The sequence below is a fragment of the Thioalkalivibrio sp. ALE12 genome (assembly GCF_000381105.1).
In the GTDB taxonomy this organism is placed as follows: domain Bacteria; phylum Pseudomonadota; class Gammaproteobacteria; order Ectothiorhodospirales; family Ectothiorhodospiraceae; genus Thioalkalivibrio.
In genome coordinates this window covers 140,246-163,579 of record NZ_KB905905.1, presented here as the reverse complement: position 1 = coordinate 163,579, position 23,334 = coordinate 140,246, and the positions used below count along the sequence as shown (strand labels likewise).

General features: G+C 68.6%; 18 protein-coding genes. 6 read left to right on the top strand and 12 right to left on the bottom strand.

The annotated features are described in order from the left end of the window. Nucleotides 1–42 precede the first annotated feature (42 nt). The 10 genes from cmk to F614_RS0100720 form a co-directional block, all read right to left on the bottom strand. On the bottom strand, nt 43–750 hold the full coding sequence (gene cmk / locus F614_RS0100765) for a (d)CMP kinase (RefSeq protein WP_018866297.1): 708 nt from the start codon (nt 748–750) through the stop codon (nt 43–45). Continuing rightward, nucleotides 747–2,051, bottom strand: a complete 1,305-nt coding sequence (gene aroA / locus F614_RS0100760; protein WP_018866296.1) for a 3-phosphoshikimate 1-carboxyvinyltransferase — start codon at nt 2,049–2,051, stop codon at nt 747–749. The genes cmk and aroA overlap by 4 nt, the downstream gene beginning before the upstream one ends. 6 nt (nt 2,052–2,057) lie before the next feature. Beyond that, entirely contained in the window at nt 2,058–2,939 is an 882-nt protein-coding gene (locus tag F614_RS0100755; RefSeq protein ID WP_018866295.1) for a prephenate dehydrogenase/arogenate dehydrogenase family protein, read from the bottom strand. Continuing rightward, nucleotides 2,936–4,093 (bottom strand): histidinol-phosphate transaminase, encoded by a 1,158-nt coding sequence (gene hisC / locus F614_RS0100750; protein WP_019558029.1) that lies wholly within the window; start codon nt 4,091–4,093, stop codon nt 2,936–2,938. The genes F614_RS0100755 and hisC overlap by 4 nt, the downstream gene beginning before the upstream one ends. 32 nt (nt 4,094–4,125) lie before the next feature. Further along, nucleotides 4,126–5,241: a prephenate dehydratase gene (gene pheA / locus F614_RS0100745; protein ID WP_018866293.1), complete on the bottom strand. Its 1,116-nt coding sequence runs from the start codon at nt 5,239–5,241 to the stop codon at nt 4,126–4,128. A 3-nt stretch (nt 5,242–5,244) separates the two neighbouring features. Continuing rightward, entirely contained in the window at nt 5,245–6,408 is a 1,164-nt protein-coding gene (locus tag F614_RS0100740) for a phosphoglycerate dehydrogenase (protein WP_018866292.1), read from the bottom strand. A 49-nt stretch (nt 6,409–6,457) separates the two neighbouring features. Continuing rightward, nucleotides 6,458–7,540, bottom strand: a complete 1,083-nt coding sequence (gene serC, locus F614_RS0100735) for a 3-phosphoserine/phosphohydroxythreonine transaminase (RefSeq protein ID WP_018866291.1) — start codon at nt 7,538–7,540, stop codon at nt 6,458–6,460. Then, nucleotides 7,537–10,155 carry a DNA gyrase subunit A gene (gyrA, locus tag F614_RS0100730; protein WP_018866290.1) on the bottom strand — a complete coding sequence of 873 codons (2,619 nt, stop codon included), beginning with the start codon at nt 10,153–10,155 and terminating at the stop codon, nt 7,537–7,539. The genes serC and gyrA overlap by 4 nt, the downstream gene beginning before the upstream one ends. Nucleotides 10,156–10,297: 142 nt before the next feature. Next, complete coding sequence (mtnA, locus tag F614_RS0100725) at nt 10,298–11,374, bottom strand: S-methyl-5-thioribose-1-phosphate isomerase (RefSeq protein WP_018866289.1); 1,077 nt, start codon at nt 11,372–11,374, stop codon at nt 10,298–10,300. A gap of 4 nt (nt 11,375–11,378) precedes the next feature. Then, complete coding sequence (locus F614_RS0100720; RefSeq protein WP_051080432.1) at nt 11,379–13,691, bottom strand: DNA internalization-related competence protein ComEC/Rec2; 2,313 nt, start codon at nt 13,689–13,691, stop codon at nt 11,379–11,381. Between the two features lie 215 nt (nt 13,692–13,906). Between F614_RS0100720 and F614_RS0100715 the strand changes: the two genes are divergently transcribed. Further along, nucleotides 13,907–14,494 (top strand): DUF2062 domain-containing protein, encoded by a 588-nt coding sequence (locus F614_RS0100715; RefSeq protein WP_018866287.1) that lies wholly within the window; start codon nt 13,907–13,909, stop codon nt 14,492–14,494. A 19-nt stretch (nt 14,495–14,513) separates the two neighbouring features. Here F614_RS0100715 and F614_RS0100710 read toward each other — a convergent pair whose 3' ends face one another. Beyond that, nucleotides 14,514–15,233 (bottom strand): ABC transporter ATP-binding protein, encoded by a 720-nt coding sequence (locus F614_RS0100710; RefSeq protein WP_019558027.1) that lies wholly within the window; start codon nt 15,231–15,233, stop codon nt 14,514–14,516. Then, on the bottom strand, nt 15,226–16,476 hold the full coding sequence (locus F614_RS0100705) for a lipoprotein-releasing ABC transporter permease subunit (RefSeq protein ID WP_018877378.1): 1,251 nt from the start codon (nt 16,474–16,476) through the stop codon (nt 15,226–15,228). Before F614_RS0100705 ends, F614_RS0100710 begins: the two co-directional genes overlap by 8 nt. Before the next feature lie 123 nt (nt 16,477–16,599). Here F614_RS0100705 and F614_RS0100700 point away from each other — a divergent pair, with 123 nt between their 5' ends. The 5 genes from F614_RS0100700 (at nt 16,600) to F614_RS0100680 (ending at nt 23,333) form a co-directional block, all read left to right on the top strand. Next, the gene (locus tag F614_RS0100700) at nt 16,600–16,947 is read left to right on the top strand and encodes a hypothetical protein (protein ID WP_051074646.1); all 348 of its coding nucleotides are present in this window, start codon (nt 16,600–16,602) and stop codon (nt 16,945–16,947) included. Further along, complete coding sequence (locus tag F614_RS0100695) at nt 16,944–18,017, top strand: agmatine/peptidylarginine deiminase (protein WP_019558026.1); 1,074 nt, start codon at nt 16,944–16,946, stop codon at nt 18,015–18,017. Before F614_RS0100700 ends, F614_RS0100695 begins: the two co-directional genes overlap by 4 nt. 21 nt (nt 18,018–18,038) lie before the next feature. Then, nucleotides 18,039–18,935: a carbon-nitrogen hydrolase gene (locus F614_RS0100690; protein WP_019558025.1), complete on the top strand. Its 897-nt coding sequence runs from the start codon at nt 18,039–18,041 to the stop codon at nt 18,933–18,935. Nucleotides 18,936–19,184: 249 nt separating this feature from the next. Beyond that, nucleotides 19,185–22,655 (top strand): transcription-repair coupling factor, encoded by a 3,471-nt coding sequence (gene mfd, locus F614_RS0100685; RefSeq protein ID WP_019558024.1) that lies wholly within the window; start codon nt 19,185–19,187, stop codon nt 22,653–22,655. Next, on the top strand, nt 22,656–23,333 hold the full coding sequence (locus F614_RS0100680) for a CsiV family protein (protein WP_019558023.1): 678 nt from the start codon (nt 22,656–22,658) through the stop codon (nt 23,331–23,333). It abuts the gene before it with no gap. Nucleotide 23,334 lies beyond the last annotated feature (1 nt).

Here is a 23,334-nt window from a genome sequence, read left to right as displayed (position 1 = left end):
CTGCAACCAGTTCTAGACGTTGATGATCCCGCTTCCGACGGCTTATTCCGCGGGGCGGGGGCTTTGTTCCGGGAGTACGTCCCGGAGGCGCTCCAGGATCATGTCCACCACGCCAACGATGTCGAGGTCCGTGGTATCCAGTTCCCAGGCATCTTCGGCGGGCTTGAGGGGGGCCACGCTGCGTTCGCGGTCGCGACGGTCGCGGGCCTCCATCTCGTCCTGAAGGGCGGAGAGATTAGCACTAAGTCCTTGTTCCTTCAACTGCATGTAACGCCGGCGTGCCCTTTCCTCCGCGGAGGCGGTGAGAAAGATCTTCAGGTCCGCCGCGGGGAAGACCACGGTCCCCATATCGCGCCCGTCCGCGACCAGCCCGGGGGGCTTGGCGAAGCCTCGCTGGCGCTCCAGCAGGGCCTCGCGCACGGCCGGGATGGCGGCCACCTGGGAGGCGTCGCTGCCCGCCTGTTCGGTGCGCAGCAGCTGATCGACCGGCGCCCCCTCAAGCAGGGTCGTGACCGCCGTAGCGTCTCGATTCACCTCGAAGTCGACGTCGAGACCGGCGGCCAGTCGAACGAGCGCGGCCTCGTCGGTCAGCTCGACCCCGTGCTGGCGTGCTGCCAGCCCCAACAGACGGTACAGCGCGCCGCTGTCCAGCAGATGCCAGCCCATGGCGGCGGCCACGCGCATGCAGACCGTGCCCTTGCCGGCCCCGCCCGGGCCGTCGATGGTCAGTACCGGAACTTCCGAACTCATGCGGCCTCCAGCTGCAGCCCGGCCTCGCGCGCAAGCGCCACAAAGCCGGGGAAGGATGTACCCACGTTCGCGCAATCGTGGATCAGGATGGGGGCGGTGGCCCGCAGCCCCGCCATCGCGAACGACATGGCGATACGGTGGTCGCCATGACTGTTGATCTCGCCACCGGTGAAGCCGTCGCCACCCCGGATCCGGATACCATCTGGCTGCACGGCGCAGTCGACCCCGAGTGCGGCGAGGCCGTCGGCCATCACCTGGATACGGTCGCTCTCCTTGACCCGCAGCTCCTCGGCGCCGGTCAGTACGGTCTCGCCCTCGGCGCAGGCCGCGGCGACGAAGATCGCGGGGAATTCGTCGATCGCCAGCGGCACCAGGTGCTCCGGAATCTGGATCCCCTTGAGCCGGGCGGCCTCGACCTCCAGATCCGCCACCGGCTCGCCGCCCGCTTCGCGTTCGTTGAGGATGCGGATCTCGGCGCCCATCAGGCGCAGGATATCGATTACGCCGGTGCGGGTCGGATTGATGCCGACATGCTCCAGGCGCATGCGCGAACCGGCCGCGATCGAGGCACCGACCAGGAAGAAAGCGGCCGAGGAGATATCCGCCGGCACATCGACCGGACTGGCGATCAGCCGGCCACCCCCCTCGACGCAGGCCCGTGGCCCGTCGCGTTCGACCGCGTAACCGAAGCCGGCCAGCATGCGTTCGGTGTGATCCCGTGTGGGTGCCGGCTCGGTCACGCAGGTCTTGCCATCCGCCCACAGGCCGGCCAGCAGCAGGGCCGACTTCACCTGGGCGCTGGCCACCTCGAGCACGTGATCGGTACCCCGCAGAGGGGCGCCGCCATGCACCCGCAGCGGCGGCGTCCCGGCATCGCTGGTCTCGATCCTGGCCCCCATGCGGGCCAGCGGGTTGGTGACCCGGCGCATCGGACGCCCGGAGAGGGAGCGATCGCCGACCAGTTCACTGTCGAAGGCCTGCCCGGCGAGGACCCCGCACAGCAGCCGCATCGCGGTCCCCGAGTTGCCCATGTCCAGCGCAGTCGGCGGGGCCTGCAGCCCGCGCAGGCCGGCGCCCTGGATGCGCACGCAGCCCGGTCCGGTGCGCTCGATGGCCACGCCCATCGCGCGGAAGGCCTCCAGCGTGGCGATGCAATCCGCCCCTTCGAGAAAGCCGGTCACATGGGTCTCCCCCTCGGCCAGCGCCCCGAGCATGATGGCGCGGTGGGAAATCGATTTGTCGCCCGGCACGCGGGCGTGGCCCGCAAGCTGGCCTCCGGGCTGTACGGTAAAGGTATTCATGGGGTTTCAGGTATCCAGTTGTGCATCCGCGGGGTCGCAGAGGCGATCGCGGGTTTCCTTGGCATGTTCAAAGCTTTGTTCGATGGTGGCGGCATCGCCGCGTTCGATCGCGCCGCGCAGCGTCTCGAGGTCGTTCTGGTATTGCCCGATGACCTCGAGGATGGCGTCGCGGTTGGCCAGGCAGATATCGCGCCAGACCACCGGGTCACTGGAGGCGATGCGCGTGAAGTCGCGAAACCCGCCCGCGGCGTAGTGAAAGATCTCGTCGCGCTCGCTCATGTTCGCCAGCGACGAGACCAGCGTGAACGCGAGCACATGCGGCAGGTGGCTGGTCGCGGCCAGGACCCGGTCATGATGCGCCGGGGTCATGTATTCGACCCGCGCGCCGGCGGCCTGCCACATGGCCGCCACGCGGTCCGTGGCCAGCGGGTTGGTGGCATCGGCCGGCGTCAGGATCACCAGGCGATCGCGGAACAGACTGGGGAAGGCGGCCCCTACCCCACTTTTCTCGGTCCCGGCGATCGGGTGGCCGGGCACGAAGGCGCGCGGGACCGCACCGAAGCCGGCGCCCACCGCATCGATCACCGCCTGCTTGCTGCTGCCCACGTCGGTCAGCGGGCTGTCCTCGGGCCAGGCGGCCGCCAGGTCGCGGGCGAGCGGCTCCATCGCGCCCAATGGCACGGCGAGCACGCCCAGGTCGGCGCCCTCCGCGGCCGCGGCGACGTCCGTGGTCCAGCGGTCGATCACGCCCAGCCGCTGAGCCTCGCGCAGGTTGTCGGCATTGCGCGAGCAGCCGACCACCTCGCGTACCGCGCCGGCCTCGCGCAGGGCCAGCGCCAGCGAGCCGCCGATCAGGCCGACCCCGAAGATGACCAGCCGTTCGATCACGCCAGGACCTTGTCGAGTGCCGCGAGGAAGCGGTCGTTGTCTTCCCGGGTCGAGAGGGTGACCCGCAGGTGACCGGGCAGGCCGTAATTCTCCACCGGCCGCGTGATGACGCCCTCGCGCAGCAGGCCTTCGTATACCGGGGCCGGATCACGCCCGGTGTCAAAGGTCACGAAGTTCCCCACCGACGGAATCACACGCAGCCCCTTATCCCGCAGGGCCGCTGTCACCTGCCGCAACCCGTCGCGGTTGACGGCCACCGATCTCTCCACATGCGCGGTATCGTCCAGCGCCGCAAGGCCCGCGGCCTGGGCAATGGCGTTGACATTGAACGGCTGTCGGACCCGGTTGAGCAGGTCGGCGACCGCCGGGGAACTGACCGCGTACCCCAGGCGCAGTCCGGCCAGGCCCTGGATCTTGGAGAAGGTCCGGGTCACGACCAGGTTCGGATAGCGCTCCAGCCACTGCGTGGTGTCCGGATACCCCGCCGCCTCGACGTATTCGAAATAGGCCTCGTCCACGACCACCACGGTGGTCGCCGGCATCGCCGCCACGAAGGCCTCCAGCGCCGAACCCTCCAGCCAGGTCCCGGTGGGATTGTTCGGATTGGCCACGAACACCACGCGCACGTCGCCATCCACCCGTGCCCGCATGGCCTCGAGATCATGCCCGAAGGGCTGCTCCGGATGGTCGGCCCCCAGCGCGGGCGCGACCCGTGCCTCGGCATCGACCGCCTGGGTAACCAGCGGGTAAACCGCAAACGCATGCGCGGAGAACACGGCTGCCCGGCCCGGTGCCAGCCAGGTGCGCGCGACCAGCTCCAGCACCTCGTTGGAGCCGTTTCCGAGCGTGATCTGTTCCGGGGCGACGCCATGGCGCTCGGCCAGTCGCGCCTTCAGCTCGAAGCCGTTCCCGTCGGGATAGACATGGGCCTCGGCCAGCGCCGCGCGGCCCGCCTCCACCGCAAGCGGCGACGGGCCCAGGGGGTTCTCGTTGGAGGCCAGCTTGATCGCCTGGCGAATACCGAGTTCGCGCTCCAGTGCGGCGACGGGCTTGCCGGGCTGATACGGGCGGAGGCCCTGGACCCCGGCGACCGCCAGGGCCACGGGATCAAAGCCCGGGCCGGCCGCAGCGGATACGGAAGGGTTGGATGCCATGCGGAAAACCTCGGGGATAGCGGGTGGGCGTGTCAGGTGGCGGCCTGGGGATAGCTACCCAGGACCTTGACGGTATCGGCACTGGCGCGCAGCTGCTCCAGGCAGTCGCGGATCAACGGGTCCTGCTGGTGCCCGACCAGATCGAGGAAGAACACGTAGTTCCACGGCGTGCAGCGCGAGGGGCGCGACTCGATCCGGGTCAGGCTGATGCCGGCCTCCGCGATCGGCTTGAGCAGCGAATACAGCGACCCTGGCCGGTTGGCGGTACTCAGCATCACCGATGTACGGTCCGCCCCGCTGGGTTGCGTGGTCCCCGAGCCGATGATCAGGAAACGCGTCGTGTTGTCGGCGCGATCCTCCACATGCGGGGCCCGCACCGGGACGTCGTAGTGTTCGGCAGCCGCCTGGCTGGCCAGCGCCGCCGCGGTGGGATCCTGCGCCGCGATCTCGGCCGCCCGGGCGTTGCTGGAGACCGCCTCGCGCTCGGCATGGGGCAGTTCGCTATCCAGCCACTGGCGGCATTGCGCCAGCGCCTGCGCATGCGCGAGGACCCGCCGCACCTGCCCGAGATCCTCGGCCCGGGACAGCAGGTGGTGGTGGATCGGGGTCACGACCTCGCCACAGATCTGGAGGGAGGAATCCATGAAGCAGTCCACGGTGTGGGTGACGACCCCCTCGGAGCTGTTCTCGATGGGAACCACGCCGAACTGCGCGCGCCCGGTCTCCACCGCGCCGAACACCGCATCGATCGAGGCCAGCGGCTGGGTCTCGACGGCATGGCCGAAGTGCTTGCGCGCCGCCAGGTGAGTGAAGGTCCCCACCGGTCCGAGATAGGCGACATGGAGCGGATGCTCGAGCGCCAGGCACTCGGACATGATCTCGCGGAACAGCCGCGTGATGGCCTCGTCGGACAGCGGACCGGGATTCCGTTTGCGCACCCGCCGGAGGATCTCGGCCTCGCGCTCCGGACGGTAGAACACCGGGTCGCTCTCCTGGCTGCGCTTGACCCGCGCCACCGCCTCGGCGCAGCGGGCGCGCTCGCTCAACCGCTCCAGGAGCTCGGCATCCAGCGCGTCGATACGCGCGCGCAGGGCCGCGAGATCTTCGCGGTCCTCGGCGGATGGCGACGAATGCGGATCCCCGGCCATCGCCTACAGCACCCGGGCCCGCAGCACGCCGTCGATCCGGTGCAGGGCGTCCAGGGTCTCCGCGTCGGGGTGGCCGTCCACGTCCATCAGGGTGTAGGCCAGATCGCCACGGGAGTCATTCATCAGGTGCAGGATGTTGATATTCGATTCGCCCAGCGTGTGCGAGATGCGGCCGACCCGGTCCGGCAGGTTCCGGTTGATGATCGCGATGCGGGTATCCCCCTTGCGGTCCAGCACCAGGGTCGGCAGGTTCACGGAGTTCACCACGTTGCCGTTCTCCAGGTAGTCCCGTAGCTGGTCGGCGATCATGACCGCGCAGTTCTCCTCGGATTCGGTCGTCGAGGCGCCCAGATGTGGCAGGGTAATCACCCGCGGGTGGCCCACCATGCCCTGTACCGGAAAGTCCGTGATGTAGGCATGCAGTCGATCCGCATCCAGTCCTTCCCGCACGGCCGTGTCATCGACGATCCCCTCGCGGGCCAGGTTGAGCACCATGGCCCCGGGGTTCATGCCGGCCAGCGTCTTCGCGTTCACCAGGTTGGCGGTGTTCTCGGTCAGCGGCACGTGTACGGTGACGGCGTCGGCCCCTTCCATGGCCGCCTCCACCGAGCGCGCCCGCTCGATGCCGGAATCCAGGCGCCAGGCGTTTTCCACCGTGACCTTGGGGTCGAAGCCGACCACTTCCATGCCCAGCGCACGGGCGGCGTTGGCGACGCCGACCCCGATCGCCCCAAGGCCCAGGACGGCAAGACGCCGGCCCGGCAGTTCGAAGCCGGTGAACTTCTTCTTGCCCTGTTCCACCGCGGACATGAAATCTTCCTTCGAGGGGTCCAGCTCCTGCACGTAGCCAGCCGCCGGCAGCAGGTTGCGGGCACCCAGCAACAGCCCGGCGATGACCAGTTCCTTCACCGCATTGGCATTCGCGCCGGGGGCGTTGAACACGGCCACGCCGCGCTCGGACAGGGCCGCCACCGGGATATTGTTGACCCCGCTCCCGGCGCGCCCCACCGCCAGGACCGAATCCGGGATCTCCACCGAATGCAGGTCGAAGGAGCGCAGCATCAGCGCGTCCGGCTGATTGATATCCGAGGCGACCTCGTAATGGTCACGCGGGAAACGATCCAGCCCGCGCACGGCGATGTTGTTGTAGGTCTGAATCCGGTACATCACGACCTCCTCGTCCGGTAGCGTCCCCGGCAACAGCGATTCGACGGGATCAGGCGTGGCGGTTCTCGAAGTCCGCCATGAACTCGATCAGCGCATCCACGGCGCTCTCCGGAACGGCGTTGTAGATGCTGGCGCGCATGCCGCCCACCGACCGGTGGCCCTTCAGCGAGGACAGGCCGGCCGCATCGGCCTCGTTCAGGAAGGACCCGTCCAGGGCGTCGTCCGCGAGGATGAACGGCACGTTCATCCAGGAGCGGGCCGCGGGCTCCACCGGGTTCCGGTAGAAGGCGGAATTGTCGATGTACTGGTACAGCTTGGCCGCCTTGCGCTGGTTGATCTCGGCCATCGCCTCCAGGCCGCCCTGCTCCAGCAGCCACTCGAATACCAGCCCGGCCAGGTACCAGCCAAAGGTCGGCGGGGTGTTGTACATCGAGTCATTCTTCGCTTGCAGGGCCCAGTCCAGCACCGCCGGCACGGGTGCCTGGCGCTCGCGTTCCAGCAGGTCGTTGCGCACGATCACCACGGTCAGGCCGGCCGGGCCGATATTCTTCTGCGCCCCGGCATAGATCACGCCAAACTTCGAGACATCGATCGGGCGCGACAGGATGGTCGAGGACATGTCCGCGACCAGCGGCACGTCACCCACATCCGGGATATCGGGAAACTCCACGCCGCCGATGGTCTCGTTCGGCGTGTAGTGCACGTAGGCGGCATTGGGGTCCAGGTTCCAGGAGGCACGATCCGGGATCGAGTCGTAGCCGCTTGCCTGCGAACTCGCCACGATGTTCACCGGCCCGTATTTCTGGGCCTCCTTGATCGCCTTGCCGGACCAGGCCCCGGTATCGATGTAGTCGGTGCTCTGGCCATTGGCCAGGTTCAGCGGGATGGCCGCGAACTGTCCGGTCGCCCCGCCCTGCAGGAACAGGACCGAATAGTTCTCGGGGATGTTCATCAGCTTGCGCAGGTCCTGCTCGGCCTTCTCGGCCACGGCCATGAACGGCTTGCCGCGGTGACTCATCTCCATCACCGACATCCCGGACCCGCGGAAGTCCAGCAGCTCGTCACGCGCCCGCTCGAGTACCGCCTGCGGCAGGGCCGCCGGCCCCGCGCTGAAGTTCATCACTCGCGTCATGCCTGTTCTCCATCGTCGCTGGATTCGGGACCCGTCTCCGGGTCCGCTCCGGTTCCCATCTCGTCGGATTCTTCGTCGCCGGCCTCGCCCTGCAGCTGGGCCACGCGGGCCAGCTCGACCAGGTTCTCGCCTTCGTCAAGCCGAATCAGCCGCACGCCCTGCGTATTGCGCCCGATCAGCGGAATCTGATCCACCGGCGTGCGCACCAGGGTCCCGCCGTTGGTGATCAGCATCACCTCGTCATCGTCCAGGACCCGCGAAGCCCCGACCAGCGGGCCGTTGCGCCCCTCGGTCTGGATCGCGATCACGCCCTGGCCGCCACGGCGGTGGACCGGGAACTCGTCGAAGCGGGTGCGTTTGCCGTAGCCATGCTCGGTCGCCAGCAGCGCCGATCCCTCGTCTACATTCAGCAGGGCAATCACCCGGTGATCGCCTTCCATACGCACCCCGCGCACGCCACAGGCGGTACGCCCCATGGCGCGCACGTCGCTCTCGTGGAAGCGCACGGCCTTGCCGGCCGTGGTCACCAGCATCACGTCGAGGGTGCCGTCGGTCAGGGAGACGTCCACCAGGTGGTCGCCCTCGCGCAGATCCACGGCGATGATGCCGGAGGCCCGGCGGCGCGAGAAATCCGTCAGCGGTGTCTTCTTGACTGTCCCCTGCGCGGTGACCATGAACACATAGTGGTCCGGGTCGTATTCGCGCACCGGCAGGATCGCGTTGATCCGCTCGTCGGACTCCAGCGGCAGCAGGTTCACGATCGGCTTGCCGCGCGAGGCGCGCGAGCCCTGCGGCAGCTCGTAGACCTTCAGCCAGTACACCCGACCCCGGCTGGAGAAGCACAGGATCGTGTCGTGGGTGTTGGCCACCACCAGACGGTCGATGAAGTCCTCTTCCTTGAAGCTGGTCGCGGCCTTGCCACGCCCGCCCCGGCGCTGCGCGCGGTAGTCCGCCACTGGCTGGTACTTCACGTAGCCGGCGTGCGAGAGCGTGACGACCACGTCCTCCTCGCCGATCAGGTCTTCCAGGGTCAGGTTGGCCTGGCGTTCGCGGATCTCGCTGCGGCGCTCGTCGCCGAACTGTTCGGCCACGGCCAGCAGCTCGTTGCGGATCTCCAGTTGCAGGCGATCGCCGGAGCCGAGGATATCCAGCAGGTCGTCGATCAGCTCCAGCAGCTCGCGGTACTCGTCCAGGATCTTGTCCTGTTCCAGCCCGGTCAGGCGGTGCAGGCGCAGGTCGAGGATCGCCTGCGCCTGGGCCTCGGACAGGCGATAGCCGTCGTCCCCCACGCCGTATTCCGGCGCCAGGTCCTCCGGTCGCGAGGCGCTGGCCCCGGCGCGGTCCAGCATGTCGCTGACCACGCCCAGCGGCCAGCCGCGGGCCAGCAGGCCGGCCTTGGCCTCGGCCGGGTTGGGGGCGGCACGGATCAGCTCGATCACGGGATCGATGTTGGCCAGCGCGATCGCCAGGCCTTCCAGGATATGCGCGCGCTCCCGGGCCTTGCGCAGATCGAAGATCGTGCGCCGGGTGACCACCTCGCGGCGATGCCGCAGGAACGCCTCCAGCACCTGACGCAGATCCAGCACCTTCGGCTGTCCGTCGACCAGGGCGACGATGTTGATGCCGAAGACGTTCTGCATCTGGGTGTGCATGTACAGGTGGTTCAGGACCACCTCGGCCATCTCGCCACGCTTGAGCTCGATGACCAGACGCATGCCGTCCTTGTCCGACTCGTCGCGCAGCTCGGAGATGCCCTCGATGCGCTTCTCCTTCACCAGCTCCGCGATCTTCTCGGTCAGGCGTGCCTTGTTCACCTGGTAGGGCAGCTCGGTAACCACAATCGCCTCGCGCTGGCCACCCTCCAGCGGCTCGACATGCGAGCGTGCCCGGATCAGGACCCGGCCGCGACCGGTACGGTAGGCCTCGCGAACGCCCTCGATGCCGTTGATGATGCCGGCCGTCGGGAAGTCCGGGCCCGGCAGGTGTTCCATCAGACCATCGATGGAGATCTCGGGGTCGTCGATCAGGGCCACACAGGCGTTGATCACCTCGCGCAGATTATGCGGCGGGATGTTGGTCGCCATCCCCACCGCGATCCCGGCGGAGCCGTTGACCAGCAGGTTGGGGAACTTGCTCGGCAGCACCGCCGGCTCGCTCTCGGAGCCGTCGTAGTTGTCGATGAAGTCGACGGTTTCCTTGTCGATGTCGGCCAGCAGTTCCGCCGCGATGCGCGCCATGCGCACCTCGGTGTACCGCATGGCCGCCGGGGAGTCGCCGTCGATGGAGCCGAAGTTGCCCTGCCCGTCGGCCAGCATGTAGCGCATCGAGAACGGCTGCGCCATGCGCACGATGGCGTCGTAAACGGCGGAATCGCCATGCGGGTGGTACTTACCGATCACGTCACCGACCACACGCGCCGACTTCTTGTAGGGCTTGTTGTAGTCGTTGCCCAGCTCGCGCATCGCGTAGAGCACGCGGCGATGGACCGGCTTGAGGCCGTCACGGACATCGGGGAGGGCCCGGCCCACGATTACGCTCATTGCGTAATCGAGGTAGGACTGCTGCATCTCGTCTTCGAGATTGACCGGGAAGATTTCCTTGGCAAATTCAGCCATCGAGGGTTACGCCGTCCGTCTGAACAAGCTCGCGATCATACCACAGGGGTAACCACTGGGGCTCGGCTTTTCGCGCCTCAAAACGGTTCTCCGGGCCTCTCAGGCCCGAAGACCGTCCACCGGGGGCGCGTTTGAGCGCTCGTCAGTGAGCGGATGCGAGCGTCTCCGGGGCCGTGGGCTCGCGCAGCGCCGCGAGCCGCTCCGCCGTCGGCGCCTCCACGACCCCGCGTTCGGTGACGATGGCATCGATCAGCTCCGCCGGGGTCACGTCGAAGGCCGGGTTGTAGCCTCGGGCGCCTTCGGCCGCCACGCGCTGACCCGCCAGCGCCAGCACCTCGTCCTCGCCGCGCTGCTCGATGGGGATACCGGTCCCGTCCGGCATCTCGAAGTCGATGGTCGCGACCGGCGCGGCCACCATGAACCGGACCCCGTGGGCACGCGCCAGGAGGGCCAGGCCGTAGGTCCCGATCTTGTTTGCGGTGTCGCCATTGGCGGCGATCCGGTCCGCCCCGACAATCACCCAGCCGACGCGGCCCGAGCGCAACAGGCTGGCCGCGGCGCCTTCGCACAGCACCTGTACGGGGATCCCGTCATGTACCAGCTCCCAGGCGGTCAGGCGGCTCCCTTGCAGCCAGGGCCGGGTCTCGTCGGCGAAGACCTCCTCGATCCGTCCGGCATCCCAGGCGGCGCGGATCACGCCGAGGGCCGTGCCGTAGCCCCCGGTGGCCAGCGAGCCCGTGTTGCAGTGGGTCAGCACCCCCTGCCCCGGCTCGATCAGCCTCGCGCCGAGCGCGCCCAGCCGCCGGTTGCCGGCGATGTCCGACTCGAGCATCCACTCCGCCTCGGCCTGCGTCGCCGCGACCGCCGCCTCCGCGGACGGGCTCGCGTCCACCAGCGCCTGCATGCGATCCAGCGCCCAGAACAGGTTCACCGCCGTGGGACGCGCCGCGCGCAGGGTTTCGATATCCGCCGCAATGCTCGCACGCCAGTCGTCCCGCCCGGTCGCCCGCTGGCAGGCCAGTACCACCCCGAAGCCCGCGGTAATCCCGATCGCCGGCGCCCCGCGCACCACCATGTCGCGGATCGCGGCGGCCACGGCCGGCGCATCCCGGTAACGCTGCCAGAGGTTCTCGCCCGGCAGCCGACGCTGGTCGAGCAACTGAAGTTCGCTGTGGTGAAAGCGAATCGGGCGAATGGTGTCGGAGTGTTCACGGTTCATCCCGTCATTCTACCAGCCCGCCTGCGGTTTCGGGCCCGCGCGGACAGCCTGGCGGCAGGGGCGCTCCGGCGTCTGGCGCGGGCCGCCACAACCGCCGGGAACCCGCCCGGTGGCCGGGCCCGACCTTCAGTTCCGTATCCGCCTCAAGCCGCAGGGCCCCCTGGCGGCCGGTCCCCTGCAGCGGGACGCAGGCCCTGTCCAGGCGCTGGCGTGCCGCGCCGGCCAGCCCCCTGCCCTGCGCATCGGTGCTGGCCCAGGCCATGGCGGGGCGGGCGTCCTGCAGCCAGCCGCGGCTCAGGCTGTCGGCGCCGGCCCCGCGGGGCACGACCAGCAGGTCGCTGCTTCGCTGTTCCGCCCCTTCCTGCATCAGCACGGCCTCGCCCAGGCCGCCGAGCCCGCCGGTCAGTACCAGCCGCACACCGCCAGCCGTCTCCACCGCCAGCACGCAGGAGGCCGAGGCGCTCCCGTCCCAGCCGGCGGGTGGATGGAGAATCTCGAAATCGACGCCATCCCATTCCCAGACCTCGCCTGCCTCGCAGGGCCGTTCCCCGGGTCCTTGCGGGCGGCGCCGCAGGACCTCGCCCACAGGTAGCGTCGCGCGTACGGCGGCGGCCCCGCCGGAATGCGCGGCATGCTCGTGGCTCAGGATCATGCGGTCCAGGCGGCGTACCCCCTCCGCACGCAGGCTCGGAATCACGATCTGATCCCCCGCGCTGTAGCCCCCGGCGCGCCCGGGACCGGCATCCCATAACAACGCATGGTGGCGGGTCTGCAGCAAGAGCGACTGCCCGTTCCCTACATCCAGGAGAAGCGCCCGTACGCTGCCCGCATCGATCTGCGGACGCATGGGCAGGGCCAGGGCGATGCCGGCCAGCACCACCCACGGAGCGGCGAGGCGCAGGCGCGGCAGCAAGGCGACCAGCACCGCGACCCCGCCCAGGAGGCTGGCCGCCAGCGGCACCCGCCGCTCGTCCACCAGCACGGGCACGTGCGAAAGGCCGTCCAGTAGCCCGACCAGCAGCATCAGGATCCCGTCGCCGAGATGCAGGAACGGCTGGCCGAGCGGTGCCCACAATGCCGCCAGACCGGCCCCGACCAGCAACAAGGGCAGCACCAGCAGGCTGATCACCGGCACCGCCACCAGATTGGCGACGGGCGCCACCCAGGACCCCAGCTGGAACCAGGCCAGGCTGAGGGGAAGCATGGCCAGCGCGAGCATCACCTGAATGCTGCCGGCCGCGCGCCAGCCCGGACGGCCCGAACGGCCCTGCAACAGCAGAAGAATCACCGCCACGGCGCCGAAGGAAAACCAGAAGCCCGGAGCCAGCACACTGGTCGGCCGCCACAGCACCACGGCGATCGCCGCCAGCATCAGTCCGCGCCAGGCAAACGCCTCGCGCCGCCACAACAGCGCGGCCATAAAAGCCGCCAGCATGATCAGCGCGCGCTGGGTCGGAATGCTGAAGCCGGCCAGCGCGGCGTAGAGCGCAGCCCCGGCGAGGCCCGCCAGCGCCATGAAGGCCGGCTTGCGTATCCGCGCCTGCACCGGGACGAGCCCGGACCAGGCAAGCCCCGCGAGCAATCCGACAAACCCGGCGACGAGGCCGACATGCAGGCCCGAGATCGCCATCAGGTGGTTGGTCCCGGTCCGCAGGAAGGCCTGCCACTCCTCGTCGGTCATGCCCTGCCGGTCGCCGATGACGAGCGCCTGCACCAGCCCGGGGTGGCGCAGGCCCGGGGCCGCCTGTTCCAGGCGCTCGCGCAGCGCACCGCGCATGCGATGCAACCCGGCCCGCCAGCGGGCGTCCTGAATCCGGGGTGCCCGGGCGTCCTCTAACGCCTCGAAGTCGAGCAGTGTCGCGGATCCATGCAGGCCCTCGCGGTAGTACCAGCCGGCACGATCGAACCCACCCGGATTCGCCGGCCCCCGGGCCGGCCGCAGGCGCAGGGTCATGTAGCCATGCGATCCCGCCTCGAGATCGGGGCGCGCGGGGTACGTCGAAACCAGCAGTTCGCGCGCCCGAAACGCTTCCGGTCCCGATCGGGTCGCGGCCACCCGTATCCGGAAACGGCTGCGACGTTCGCCATGTTCCGGCAGACTGATGATCGTGGCGAACACGGTGGCCTCCTCCCCGGCCAGGGCGGGAGGCAGCGCATGTTCCAGCCAGGTGTCCGTGTTCTGCTGGACCAGCCCCCAGGCGAGCAGCGCACCCAGCGCCAGCGTCCAGGGCCAGAGGCCCGGATAGCCGAGGCGCCGCAGGCCGAGGCTGACGCCCGCGGCGGCCAGAAACAGGGCCAGTATGGGTCCCGGCATCAGCGGAACCGGTTCGGGCAGCCGGTGAAGGCCCCACGCCGCCGCGATCAGCCCGAGGGCAAAGCCCGTCACAAAAGGCCTCGTTGACCGGGCGCCATGGCCGGACCGGATTTGGCTTGCCCCGCCGACCATGGTCCCGCACGTACAATAGCGGCGAGAATGCACGGCAGGTGCGCGGCGGCGCACCCACGCACGACGGACCATCGGCAGCCCGGTACATGGCAAGACACATCATCAAAAAGATGTTTCCCGGCATGGAACACATGCGCGGGCACAAGGCGCTCGCCCCGCTGGGGCCGCGCCTGGGTTCGCCGGATTTGTGGCATCTGAACCGCCGCTCCGTGGCTGGTGCGTTTGCCGTCGGGCTCTTCGTGGCCTTCCTGCCATTGCCCATGCAGATGCTGATCGCGGCCGCCGTGGCCGTGCTGGTCCGCGTCAATCTGCCGATCTCGGTGATCCTGGTCTGGATCTCCAACCCGGTCACCATGCCGCCCATGTTGTATCTGGCCTACACGATCGGGCGCAAGCTACTGGACGAACCGCGTCGCGACATCCATCTGGACTGGAGCTGGGAGTGGTTCTCCACGGAGCTGCTGACGATCTGGCAGCCCCTGCTCCTGGGCAGCGTCCTGCTCGGCGCGGCAGCCGGCCTCTCGGGGTACTTGCTGGTGCGTTTCCTGTGGCGGCTGAACGTCGTCCAGCGCGTGCGCAGCCGGCGTTACCTGCGACGGCTGCGCAAGGAAATGGCGGAACGCCAGGCGGCCGCGCGGCGGGATGGCCGCCCGCCGGATGACCGGGGCGCCTGAAGCGAGAGAGACACGCGGTCTATTCGTGCGTGGCGAGCTGACCGTCGAACGGTTGCAGCTCCAGGTGGCCCTTGACCAGTTGGACCGAGCGATCAAGCTCGCGCGCCAGGGTGATGTCGTGGGTCACCAGGGCCAGAGCGGTCCCGGTGGAACGGTTCATCGCGCGCAGCAACTCGAACACCTGCGCCGCCCGTTCCTGATCCAGGTTGCCGGTGGGTTCGTCCGCCAGGATGGCCGAGGGGCGCGTCACCAGCGCCCGGGCGATCGCGACCCGCTGGCGTTCGCCACCGGAGAGCTCCGCGGGTTTGTGTTCCAGGCGGGGTTCCAGGTCCACCTGGCCCAGCCAGTGGCGTGCCTCGGCCCGGGCCTTGCGGTTGGAGACCCCGCGGATGAGCAGCGGCAGGGCCACGTTCTCCGCGGCAGTCAGCTCCGGCAGCAGGTGGTGAAACTGGTAGACGAAGCCGAGGTGCTGGTTGCGCAGGTGGCCACGTCTAGCCTCGCTCATGCGGGTCCAGTCCGTTCCCAGCAGGCGCACGGACCCCGCCGTCGGGCGGTCCAGCCCGCCCAGCAGGTGCAGCAAGGTGCTCTTGCCGCTCCCGGAGGCCCCGATAATCGCCGTCTGGTCGCCGGGCTGCAGGGCAAAGTCCACCCCGCTGAGAACGGCCACGTCCAGCTTGCCGTCGCGGAAACGGCGCTCCAGACCGACCGCCTCGAGGACCGGGGTGGCGTGATCAGTCATAGCGCAGCGCCTCCGCCGGCTGGGTGCGGGCGGCACGCCAGGCCGGGAACAGTGTGGCCACCACGGTCAGCAGGAAGCCGAGCACCCCGACCCGGAGCACATCCGCAAGCTTGAGCTCCGAGGGCAGGTCGCTGATGTAGTACACCTCGGCGGACAGGAACTCGATGCCGGAGACCCGCTCGATGAAGGGGACCACCACGTCGATGTTCGCGGCCAGCGACACCCCGGCGATGGTGCCCAGCAGGATCCCGATCGCCCCGATCACCACCCCCTGGACCATGAAGATCACCATGATCCCCGCCGGCGACAGCCCGAGCGTACGCAGAATGGCAATGTCTCCCTGCTTGTCGGTGACCAGCATGATCAGGGTCGAGACGATGTTGAAGGCCGCGACCGCGACGATCAGCGACAGGATGATGAACATCACCATCTTTTCCATCTGGATCGCGCGGAACAGGTTAGCGTGCTGGCGTGTCCAGTCGGACACCCGGAAAAGCCCGTCCAGCTGGGCCGCCACATCGCGGGCCACCACACCCGCTTCCATCATGTCGGTCAGGCGCAGCCGCAGCCCGGTCACCTGTTCGCCCATCTGGAACACCGCCTGGGCGTCTTCCAGGTGGATGAACGCTGTCCCGCGGTCGTACTCGTACATCCCCACCTCGAACAGGCCGGAGACCTCGAAGCGGCGCATGCGTGGCATCACGCCGGCCGGCGAGACCGAGGCCTGAGGCGCCATCAGGATGATCGAGTCGCCGACCCGGACGCGCAGTTCGGCCGCCAGTTCCCGCCCGAGCACCACCCGGTAGCGCCCGCCCTCCAGGCTGCCCAGCTCGCCCTGCAGCATGTGCTCGGCAATGCGCGCGACGCGCTCCTCTGCCTCGGGCTCCACGCCCCGGATCAGTGCCCCGGAGATATTCCCGCGCGCACTCAGCATGGCCTCGCCCTGGACATACGGCGCGGCCGCGACCACGCGCTCGTCGATCTCCGGCGCCTCGCGCTGCAGGCGTTCCCAATCCCGCAGCCCGCCATTGGCCTCGCGGATTGTGGCATGCGAGGCCATGCCCAGGATGCGGTCGCGCAACTCGCGTTCGAACCCGTTCATCACCGACAGCACCGTGATCAACGCCATCACGCCCAGGGCCAGCCCGATGATGGACACCACCGAGATGAACGAGATGAAGTGATTGCGCCGCTTCGCGCGCGTGTAGCGCAGGCCGATGGCGAGGGTCAGGGGGCGAAACATCGCGAAATCATGCCAGAGATACCCGTTCGCGCCTATAGCCCGGCGGACCTGCGTTGAGGGAGGGGAGGCATGGCGTCACGCTAGACGCTACCATGGGACTGTCCAGCAAACGGAGAGTCGGCCATGCCAGGGAAATGCAACGCCTCTAACCCCACCCCGAAGACCACTGTGCGCACCGTCGCCAGCGCCCTCGTCCTGGCATTGTTTGCCGGGGCCATGGCGACTGCATCGGCCGACATCCTGCGCAGTCCCGATGGTGGATTCACCGTGAAGGAACGCGAAGGGGTTCCCACCCGTGGCCAGACCCAGGCCGCGGTAATCCGCCAGCACGGCGAGCCCGAGCGACGCCATGCCACGGTGGGCGATCCGCCGATTACGCGCTGGGACTACGCCGACTTCTCCGTGGTCTTCGAGGGCGAATACGTCCTGCACAGTGCCGTGCGCAACGGATCCAGCGCCGATCGTCCATGAGCACCGGGGAAACCGCCCCGGCAGTCACGCAACGCCGGCTCCCGGCCGAATGGGAGCCCCAGGGCGCGATCCAGCTCACCTGGCCGCATGATGACACCGACTGGGCCCCGGTCCTGGAACAGGTGCATCCGGTGTTCGCGCTGATCGCGGCGAGCATCAGCCAGTACCAACCGGTGATTATCGTCGCGCGCGACCCTGAACACATCGAGGAGATCTCCGGCTTTCTCACCGAGACCGCGATCCGTCCGGATCGCCTGTGGTTCGCGCTGGCCCCCAGCAATGACACCTGGGCGCGCGATCATGGCGCTATCACCGTATTCGATGGCGACCAGCCGCGCCTGCTGGACTTCACCTTCAACGGCTGGGGGGGCAAGTATCCCGCGGACCTCGACGACGGCATCACCCGGGCCCTCGCGAGCCAGGGCGTCTTCGGGAGCTGCGTGCCGGAGCCGACCGGTCTGGTCCTGGAAGGAGGCTCCATCGAATCGGACGGCGCCGGCACCCTGCTGACCACCGCGCGCTGTCTGCTCTCCGCCACCCGGAACCCGCAGCTGGATCGCTCGGGCATCGAGCAAAGCCTGGCCCGATGGCTGGGGGCCCGCCGCGTGCTCTGGCTGGAACACGGCCAGCTGGAGGGCGACGACACCGACGCCCATATCGACACGCTGGCGCGCTTCTGTGCGCAGGACACCATCGCCTATGTCCAGTGCGACGACCCGCAGGATCCGCACTACCCGGAACTGCAGGCAATGGAACAGGAGCTAAGGGCCCTGCGCCAGCCGTCCGGCGAACCCTACCGCCTGATCCCCCTGCCCTGGCCCGCCCCGATCTTCGAGGATGGCCGGCGACTGGCCGCGACCTATGCGAATTTCCTGATCCTGAACGGAGCGGTCCTGCTGCCGGTGTATGACGATGCCGCGGATGCCGTCGCCCGGGACCGGCTTGCCGAGGCCTTTCCGGGACGCGAGATCGTGGAAATCGACTGCCGCCCCATCATTCGTCAGGGTGGCAGCCTTCACTGCCTGACCATGCAGTATCCCGCGGCCGCCCTCGGAATCCCGCAGGAATAACCGCCAGCCCGAGTCCCCATCATGTCCCCTGACACCCTGTCCGTTGCCCTGATCCAGCACCAGGACGCCGGCAGCGTCGAGGCCAACCTCGACGCCACCGCTGCGGCCGTGGCTACGGCCGCGGCGAACGGTGCCCGCCTGGTGGTCCTGGCCGAACTGCATACCGGCCCCTATTTCTGCCAGACCGAGGATCTCGCCACCTTCGATGCGGCCGAACCGATCCCCGGTCCCAGCAGCGAACGCCTGGCGGCGATCGCGCGCGAGCACGGCGTGGTCCTCGTCGGTTCCCTGTTCGAGCGGCGCGCCCCGGGGCTCTACCACAACACCGCCGTCGTCTTCGAAACCGACGGCCGCCAGGTCGGCACCTACCGCAAGATGCACATCCCCGACGACCCCGGCTACTACGAGAAGTACTACTTCACGCCGGGGGACACCGGCTTTGTGCCCATCGATACCTCCGTCGGCCGGCTCGGTGTCCTGGTCTGCTGGGACCAGTGGTATCCCGAGGCCGCGCGTATCATGGCGCTGTCCGGTGCCGAGGTCCTGATCTACCCGACCGCGATCGGCTGGGACCCGCAGGACACCCCTGAGGAACAGCGCCGCCAGCAGGAGGCCTGGGTCACTGTCCAGCGCGGCCACGCGGTGGCCAACAACCTCCCGGTGATCGCCTGCAATCGCACCGGCCACGAGCCCGACCCCTCGGGGCATTCGCCCGGCGCAACCTTCTGGGGCACGAGCTTCGTCGCCGGGCCTCAGGGCGAATTCCTGGCCCGGTCCGGCGAGGACGCGCCGGAGATCCTCGCTGTCGAGCTGGATCGTATCCGCACCGAGGCCGTGCGCCGCCAATGGCCCTTCCTCCGCGACCGCCGCATCGACGCCTACGCCCCCATCCTCAAGCGCTACATCGACCCCGACTGATTCCCCTGAACGCAAACAAAAGCGTTTACAGGAAGAAGGGAAGATTGGGAGGGGGATGATTTGAGCGGCCGCAGGGGCACGACAGGCGCCGTGTCAGGCAACGGCGTCCTCATGATTTCTTCGCCCTGAAACCCTTTTTGCCTTCCAGGCTTCCTGTGAATCGCCCTTGACCGACACAAGGACCTCGCGCACCCGTGCGGCGGAATCCGTATAATCGCGACCCTTTCCGCAGCCCCGATCCGCAGGCCCATGTCCGAAAAACGGCGCAATCCGCTTCAGCCCGGCCGCCTCCCCGGCTCCGGTTTCGAGATCTGGTCGGGACTCAACGCCACGGCGGCGACCCTCGCCCTGTCCCGCAATGCTGCGGCGTTCGATCGCCCGCTGCTGGTCATCACGGAATCCAACGAGGCCGCCGACCGCTGGCAGGAGGAATGGGAGTTTTTCGCCGGCGACCAGGACCTTTCGCTGCTGCGCCTGCCGGACTGGGAAACCCTGCCGTTCGATGTGTTCTCCCCGCACGAGGACATCATTTCGGAACGCCTGCGCACGCTGTACCACCTCCCCGGTCTGGAACGCGGCATTGTGCTGATGCCGGTCTCCACCCTGATGCAGCGTCTCCCGCCGCGCGACTGGCTGACCAGTCAGGGGCTCTCCCTGCAGACCGGCCAGCGGCTGGATCGCATGACCCTGCGCGAGAATCTCGCCGAGGCCGGTTACAACGCCGTGCAGCAGGTCATCAGCCATGGCGAGTTCGCGGCCCGCGGGGAGATCCTGGACCTGTTCCCGATGGGTGCCGACGAGCCCGTGCGGATCGAGTTCCTGGATGACGAGATCGACTCCCTGCGCCAGTTCGATCCCGAATCGCAGCGCTCCACCGAAAAGGTCGAGCGCCTGGAGATCCTCCCCAGCCACGAGTTCCCGCTGAACGATACGGCCATCCGCGAATTCCGGACACGCTACCGGGCTCAGTTCGCCGGCGACCCCACCCGGCACCCGATCTACCGCGACATCAGCGAGGGGCTGGTCCCGCCGGGTATCGAGGCCTACCTGCCACTGTTCTTCGAGGGCATGGACACGGTATTCGACTACTGCCCCGAGGCCCAGGTGGTGCAGCTCGGCAATATCGCCGGCGCCGCGGAGGAGTTTGCGCAGGAGATCCGCGATCGCTTCGAGCAGTTGAGCCACCAGTACGATCGCCCGCTGCTGCCGCCGGAGCGGCTTTATCTGGATATCGACCAGCTCGGGAACGCCCTGCGCGTGCACTCCGGCGTGGCCATGGGCCACCCGGCCGCACCACTTCCCGCGGACCGTGGCGCCGAGATCGCGTTCACCTGCGACCCGCTCCCGGAACTAGGGATGCAGCAGGGTCGCGAAGACCCGGCCCAGCGGCTGAAGGCGTTCATCGAGGGGCAGCAGCGAGTCCTGCTCACCGCGGAATCGGCCGGGCGGCGCGAGGCCCTGCTGACCCTGCTGCGGGAACAGGCCGTCCCGCACCATCCAGTGGAGAACTGGGACGCCTTCCTGGATGCCGGGACGGGCCTGCACGTGACCGTCGCCGCCCTCGGGGAGGGTTTCGTCCTGCCCGATGGCGTCGCGGTCGCCCCTGAGGCCGCGCTGCTCGGCGAACGGGCCCGGCAGACCCGCGGCCGCAACCGCAGCACCCGGGATGCGGATGCGGTTGTGCAGAACCTCAGCGACCTCACCATCGGCGCCCCGGTGGTACACGAGGAACAGGGCGTGGGCCGTTACCTCGGGCTGCAGACCCTCGACTTCAACGGCCAGCCCTCCGAGTTCCTGACCCTGGAATACGCCGATGGCGCCAAGCTCTATGTGCCGGTCTCCTCGCTGCATCTGATCAGCCGTTACACCGGCGCCGACGCCGAGCACGCCCCGCTGCATCGGCTCGGCAGCGAACAATGGGACAAGGCGCGCCGCAAGGCCGCGGAAAAGGCGCGCGACGTGGCCGCGGAACTGCTGGACATCCACGCCCGGCGCGCGGCGAAACAGGGCACCGTCTTCGCGACCGACACGGCCGAATATCACGCCTTTGCGGCCGGCTTTCCGTTCGAGGAGACCCTGGACCAGCAACAGGCGATCGACGCGGTCCTCGCGGACATGGCCGATACCCGGCCCATGGATCGCGTGATCTGTGGCGATGTCGGCTTCGGCAAGACCGAGGTGGCGATGCGCGCCGCGTTCGTCGCGGTGCAGAACAACAAGCAGGTGGTGGTGCTGGTCCCCACCACCCTGCTCGCCCAGCAGCATCATCAGAACTTCACCGACCGTTTCGCCGACTGGCCGGTCCGCATCGAGTCCCTGTCGCGTTTTCGCAGTGCCAAGCAGCAGGCCGGGGTGCTGGAAGGCCTGAAGGACGGCAAGGTCGACATCGTGATCGGCACCCACAAGCTGCTGCAGGCCAACCTCGACTTCTCCAACCTGGGACTGGTGATCGTTGACGAGGAACAGCGCTTCGGCGTGCGCCACAAGGAGGCGCTGAAGAAGCTGCGCGCCGAAGTGGACATGCTCACCCTGACCGCGACCCCGATCCCGCGCACCCTGAACATGGCCCTGGCCGGCCTGCGCGACCTGTCGGTGATCACCACCCCGCCGCGCGAGCGCCTGGCGATCAAGACCTTCGTCAACGAATGGAACGACGCCATTATCCAGGAGGCCTGCCTGCGCGAGATCCGTCGGGGCGGCCAGGTGTACTTCCTGCACAACGAGGTGAACACCATCGAGCGCACCGCCCAGCGCGTGCAGGAGCTGCTGCCCGGTGCGCGGGTAGGAATCGCGCACGGCCAGATGCGCGAACGCGAGCTGGAACAGGTGATGCTCGACTTCTATCACCGGCGCTACAACATTCTGGTCTGCACCACGATCATCGAAACCGGGATCGACGTCCCCACCGCCAATACCATCGTGATGAACCGTGCCGACAAGCTGGGCCTGGCGCAGATGCACCAGCTGCGCGGGCGCGTCGGCCGTTCGCACCACCGCGCCTATGCCTACCTGATCACGCCACCGGAAAAGGCCATGACCGCCGACGCGAAGAAGCGTCTGGAGGCCATTGCCTCGCTGGAAGACCTGGGCGTCGGTTTCACCCTGGCCAGCCACGACCTGGAGATCCGCGGCGCTGGCGAACTGCTGGGCGATGAACAGAGCGGGCAGATCCACGAGGTCGGCTTCTCGATGTACAACGACCTGCTCAACCGCGCGGTGAACGCCCTGCGCTCCGGCAAGATCCCGGAGCTGGAGGGGCCCGAGGCCACCGGCACCGAGGTCGAGCTGGGCCTGCCGGCCCTGCTCCCGGACGACTACGTACCCGACGTGCATACCCGGCTGATCCTCTACAAGCGGATCAGCAGCGCCGCCTCTGCCGACGCCCTGCGCGAGCTGGAGGTCGAACTGGTGGACCGCTTCGGCCTGCTCCCCGCCCCGGCCAAGGCCCTGATGGAGGCGGCCCGCCTGCGCCTGAAGCTCACGCCGCTCGGCATCCGCAAGCTGGAACTGGGACCGGCCGGGGGCCGTCTGGTCTTTGGGCCGAGTCCCAATCTGGACATCGCGGCCCTGATCCAGCTGGTGCAATCCGATCCGCAGGCGTACAAACTGGACGGCCAGAAGGCCTTCCGCTTCTTCGCACCAATGGAGACACTGGAGGCCCGGGCGCAGGCCGTTCTGCGTCTACTGGATACCATCAGCCCCGAACAGCAGGCCGCCTGAATGCCCAAGAACACCTTCCTCGCCCCGAATCCCCTGCGTCGCCGGATCCTGACCGGACTGGCCGCACTGCCCGTGGTCGGCCTGAGTGGCCCGGTACTCGCCCAGGCCGGGCGCCGGTACCGCATCGAACTGGTGATCTTCGAGCACCGCACAGAGGAGAGCCGGCGGCTGCAGATGGAGCTCGCGGCTCCGCGCGAACCGCTGTTCGGCGAATCGGAGCTGGGTGGGCGGAACTACCGGGATTCGCGCCGCGGCTTCGAACTGCAGCGGGTGGTACGGCGCGTGGAGGATTCCGGCGCCGGGCGTATCATCGCCCGCCTCGCCTGGGACCAGACCGGGCGCGACCATGCGTCGGCCCCCTGGCTGCGGGTCCAGCAGGGGCGGCGCCTGGGGGTGCACGATGCCCTCGGGGATGCGAGCGGCCTGTCACCCCGCCCGCTGGCCGAAGCCGTCGAGGAGCGCTTCGAGCTGGAGGGCCGCCTGCGCATCTGGGTGGGACGCTTCCTCCACCTGGAGACCGACCTCATCTACCACGTCGAGGAGCCGCTGGATGACCGCCCCCCACGCGCAATCACGGTGCGCGGCAGCCAGCGCATGAACTCCGGCGATGACCTGTTCTACCTGGATCACCCGGTGATCGGCATGATCGCCCGCGTCACCCGCATCGACGAGACCTGAC

Coding starts and splice junctions, on each gene's coding strand:
- F614_RS0100695 (WP_019558026.1), top strand. CDS start 16,944: ATGAGCACCGGGGAAACCGCCCCGGCAGTCACGCAACGCCGGCTCCCG.
- cmk (WP_018866297.1), bottom strand. CDS start 750: ATGAGTTCGGAAGTTCCGGTACTGACCATCGACGGCCCGGGCGGGGCC.
- F614_RS0100705 (WP_018877378.1), bottom strand. CDS start 16,476: ATGTTTCGCCCCCTGACCCTCGCCATCGGCCTGCGCTACACGCGCGCG.
- hisC (WP_019558029.1), bottom strand. CDS start 4,093: ATGGCATCCAACCCTTCCGTATCCGCTGCGGCCGGCCCGGGCTTTGAT.
- serC (WP_018866291.1), bottom strand. CDS start 7,540: ATGACGCGAGTGATGAACTTCAGCGCGGGGCCGGCGGCCCTGCCGCAG.
- mtnA (WP_018866289.1), bottom strand. CDS start 11,374: ATGAACCGTGAACACTCCGACACCATTCGCCCGATTCGCTTTCACCAC.
- gyrA (WP_018866290.1), bottom strand. CDS start 10,155: ATGGCTGAATTTGCCAAGGAAATCTTCCCGGTCAATCTCGAAGACGAG.
- F614_RS0100740 (WP_018866292.1), bottom strand. CDS start 6,408: ATGTACCGGATTCAGACCTACAACAACATCGCCGTGCGCGGGCTGGAT.
- mfd (WP_019558024.1), top strand. CDS start 19,185: ATGTCCGAAAAACGGCGCAATCCGCTTCAGCCCGGCCGCCTCCCCGGC.
- F614_RS0100700 (WP_051074646.1), top strand. CDS start 16,600: ATGCCAGGGAAATGCAACGCCTCTAACCCCACCCCGAAGACCACTGTG.
- F614_RS0100715 (WP_018866287.1), top strand. CDS start 13,907: ATGGCAAGACACATCATCAAAAAGATGTTTCCCGGCATGGAACACATG.
- F614_RS0100680 (WP_019558023.1), top strand. CDS start 22,656: ATGCCCAAGAACACCTTCCTCGCCCCGAATCCCCTGCGTCGCCGGATC.
- aroA (WP_018866296.1), bottom strand. CDS start 2,051: ATGAATACCTTTACCGTACAGCCCGGAGGCCAGCTTGCGGGCCACGCC.
- F614_RS0100690 (WP_019558025.1), top strand. CDS start 18,039: ATGTCCCCTGACACCCTGTCCGTTGCCCTGATCCAGCACCAGGACGCC.
- pheA (WP_018866293.1), bottom strand. CDS start 5,241: ATGGCCGGGGATCCGCATTCGTCGCCATCCGCCGAGGACCGCGAAGAT.
- F614_RS0100710 (WP_019558027.1), bottom strand. CDS start 15,233: ATGACTGATCACGCCACCCCGGTCCTCGAGGCGGTCGGTCTGGAGCGC.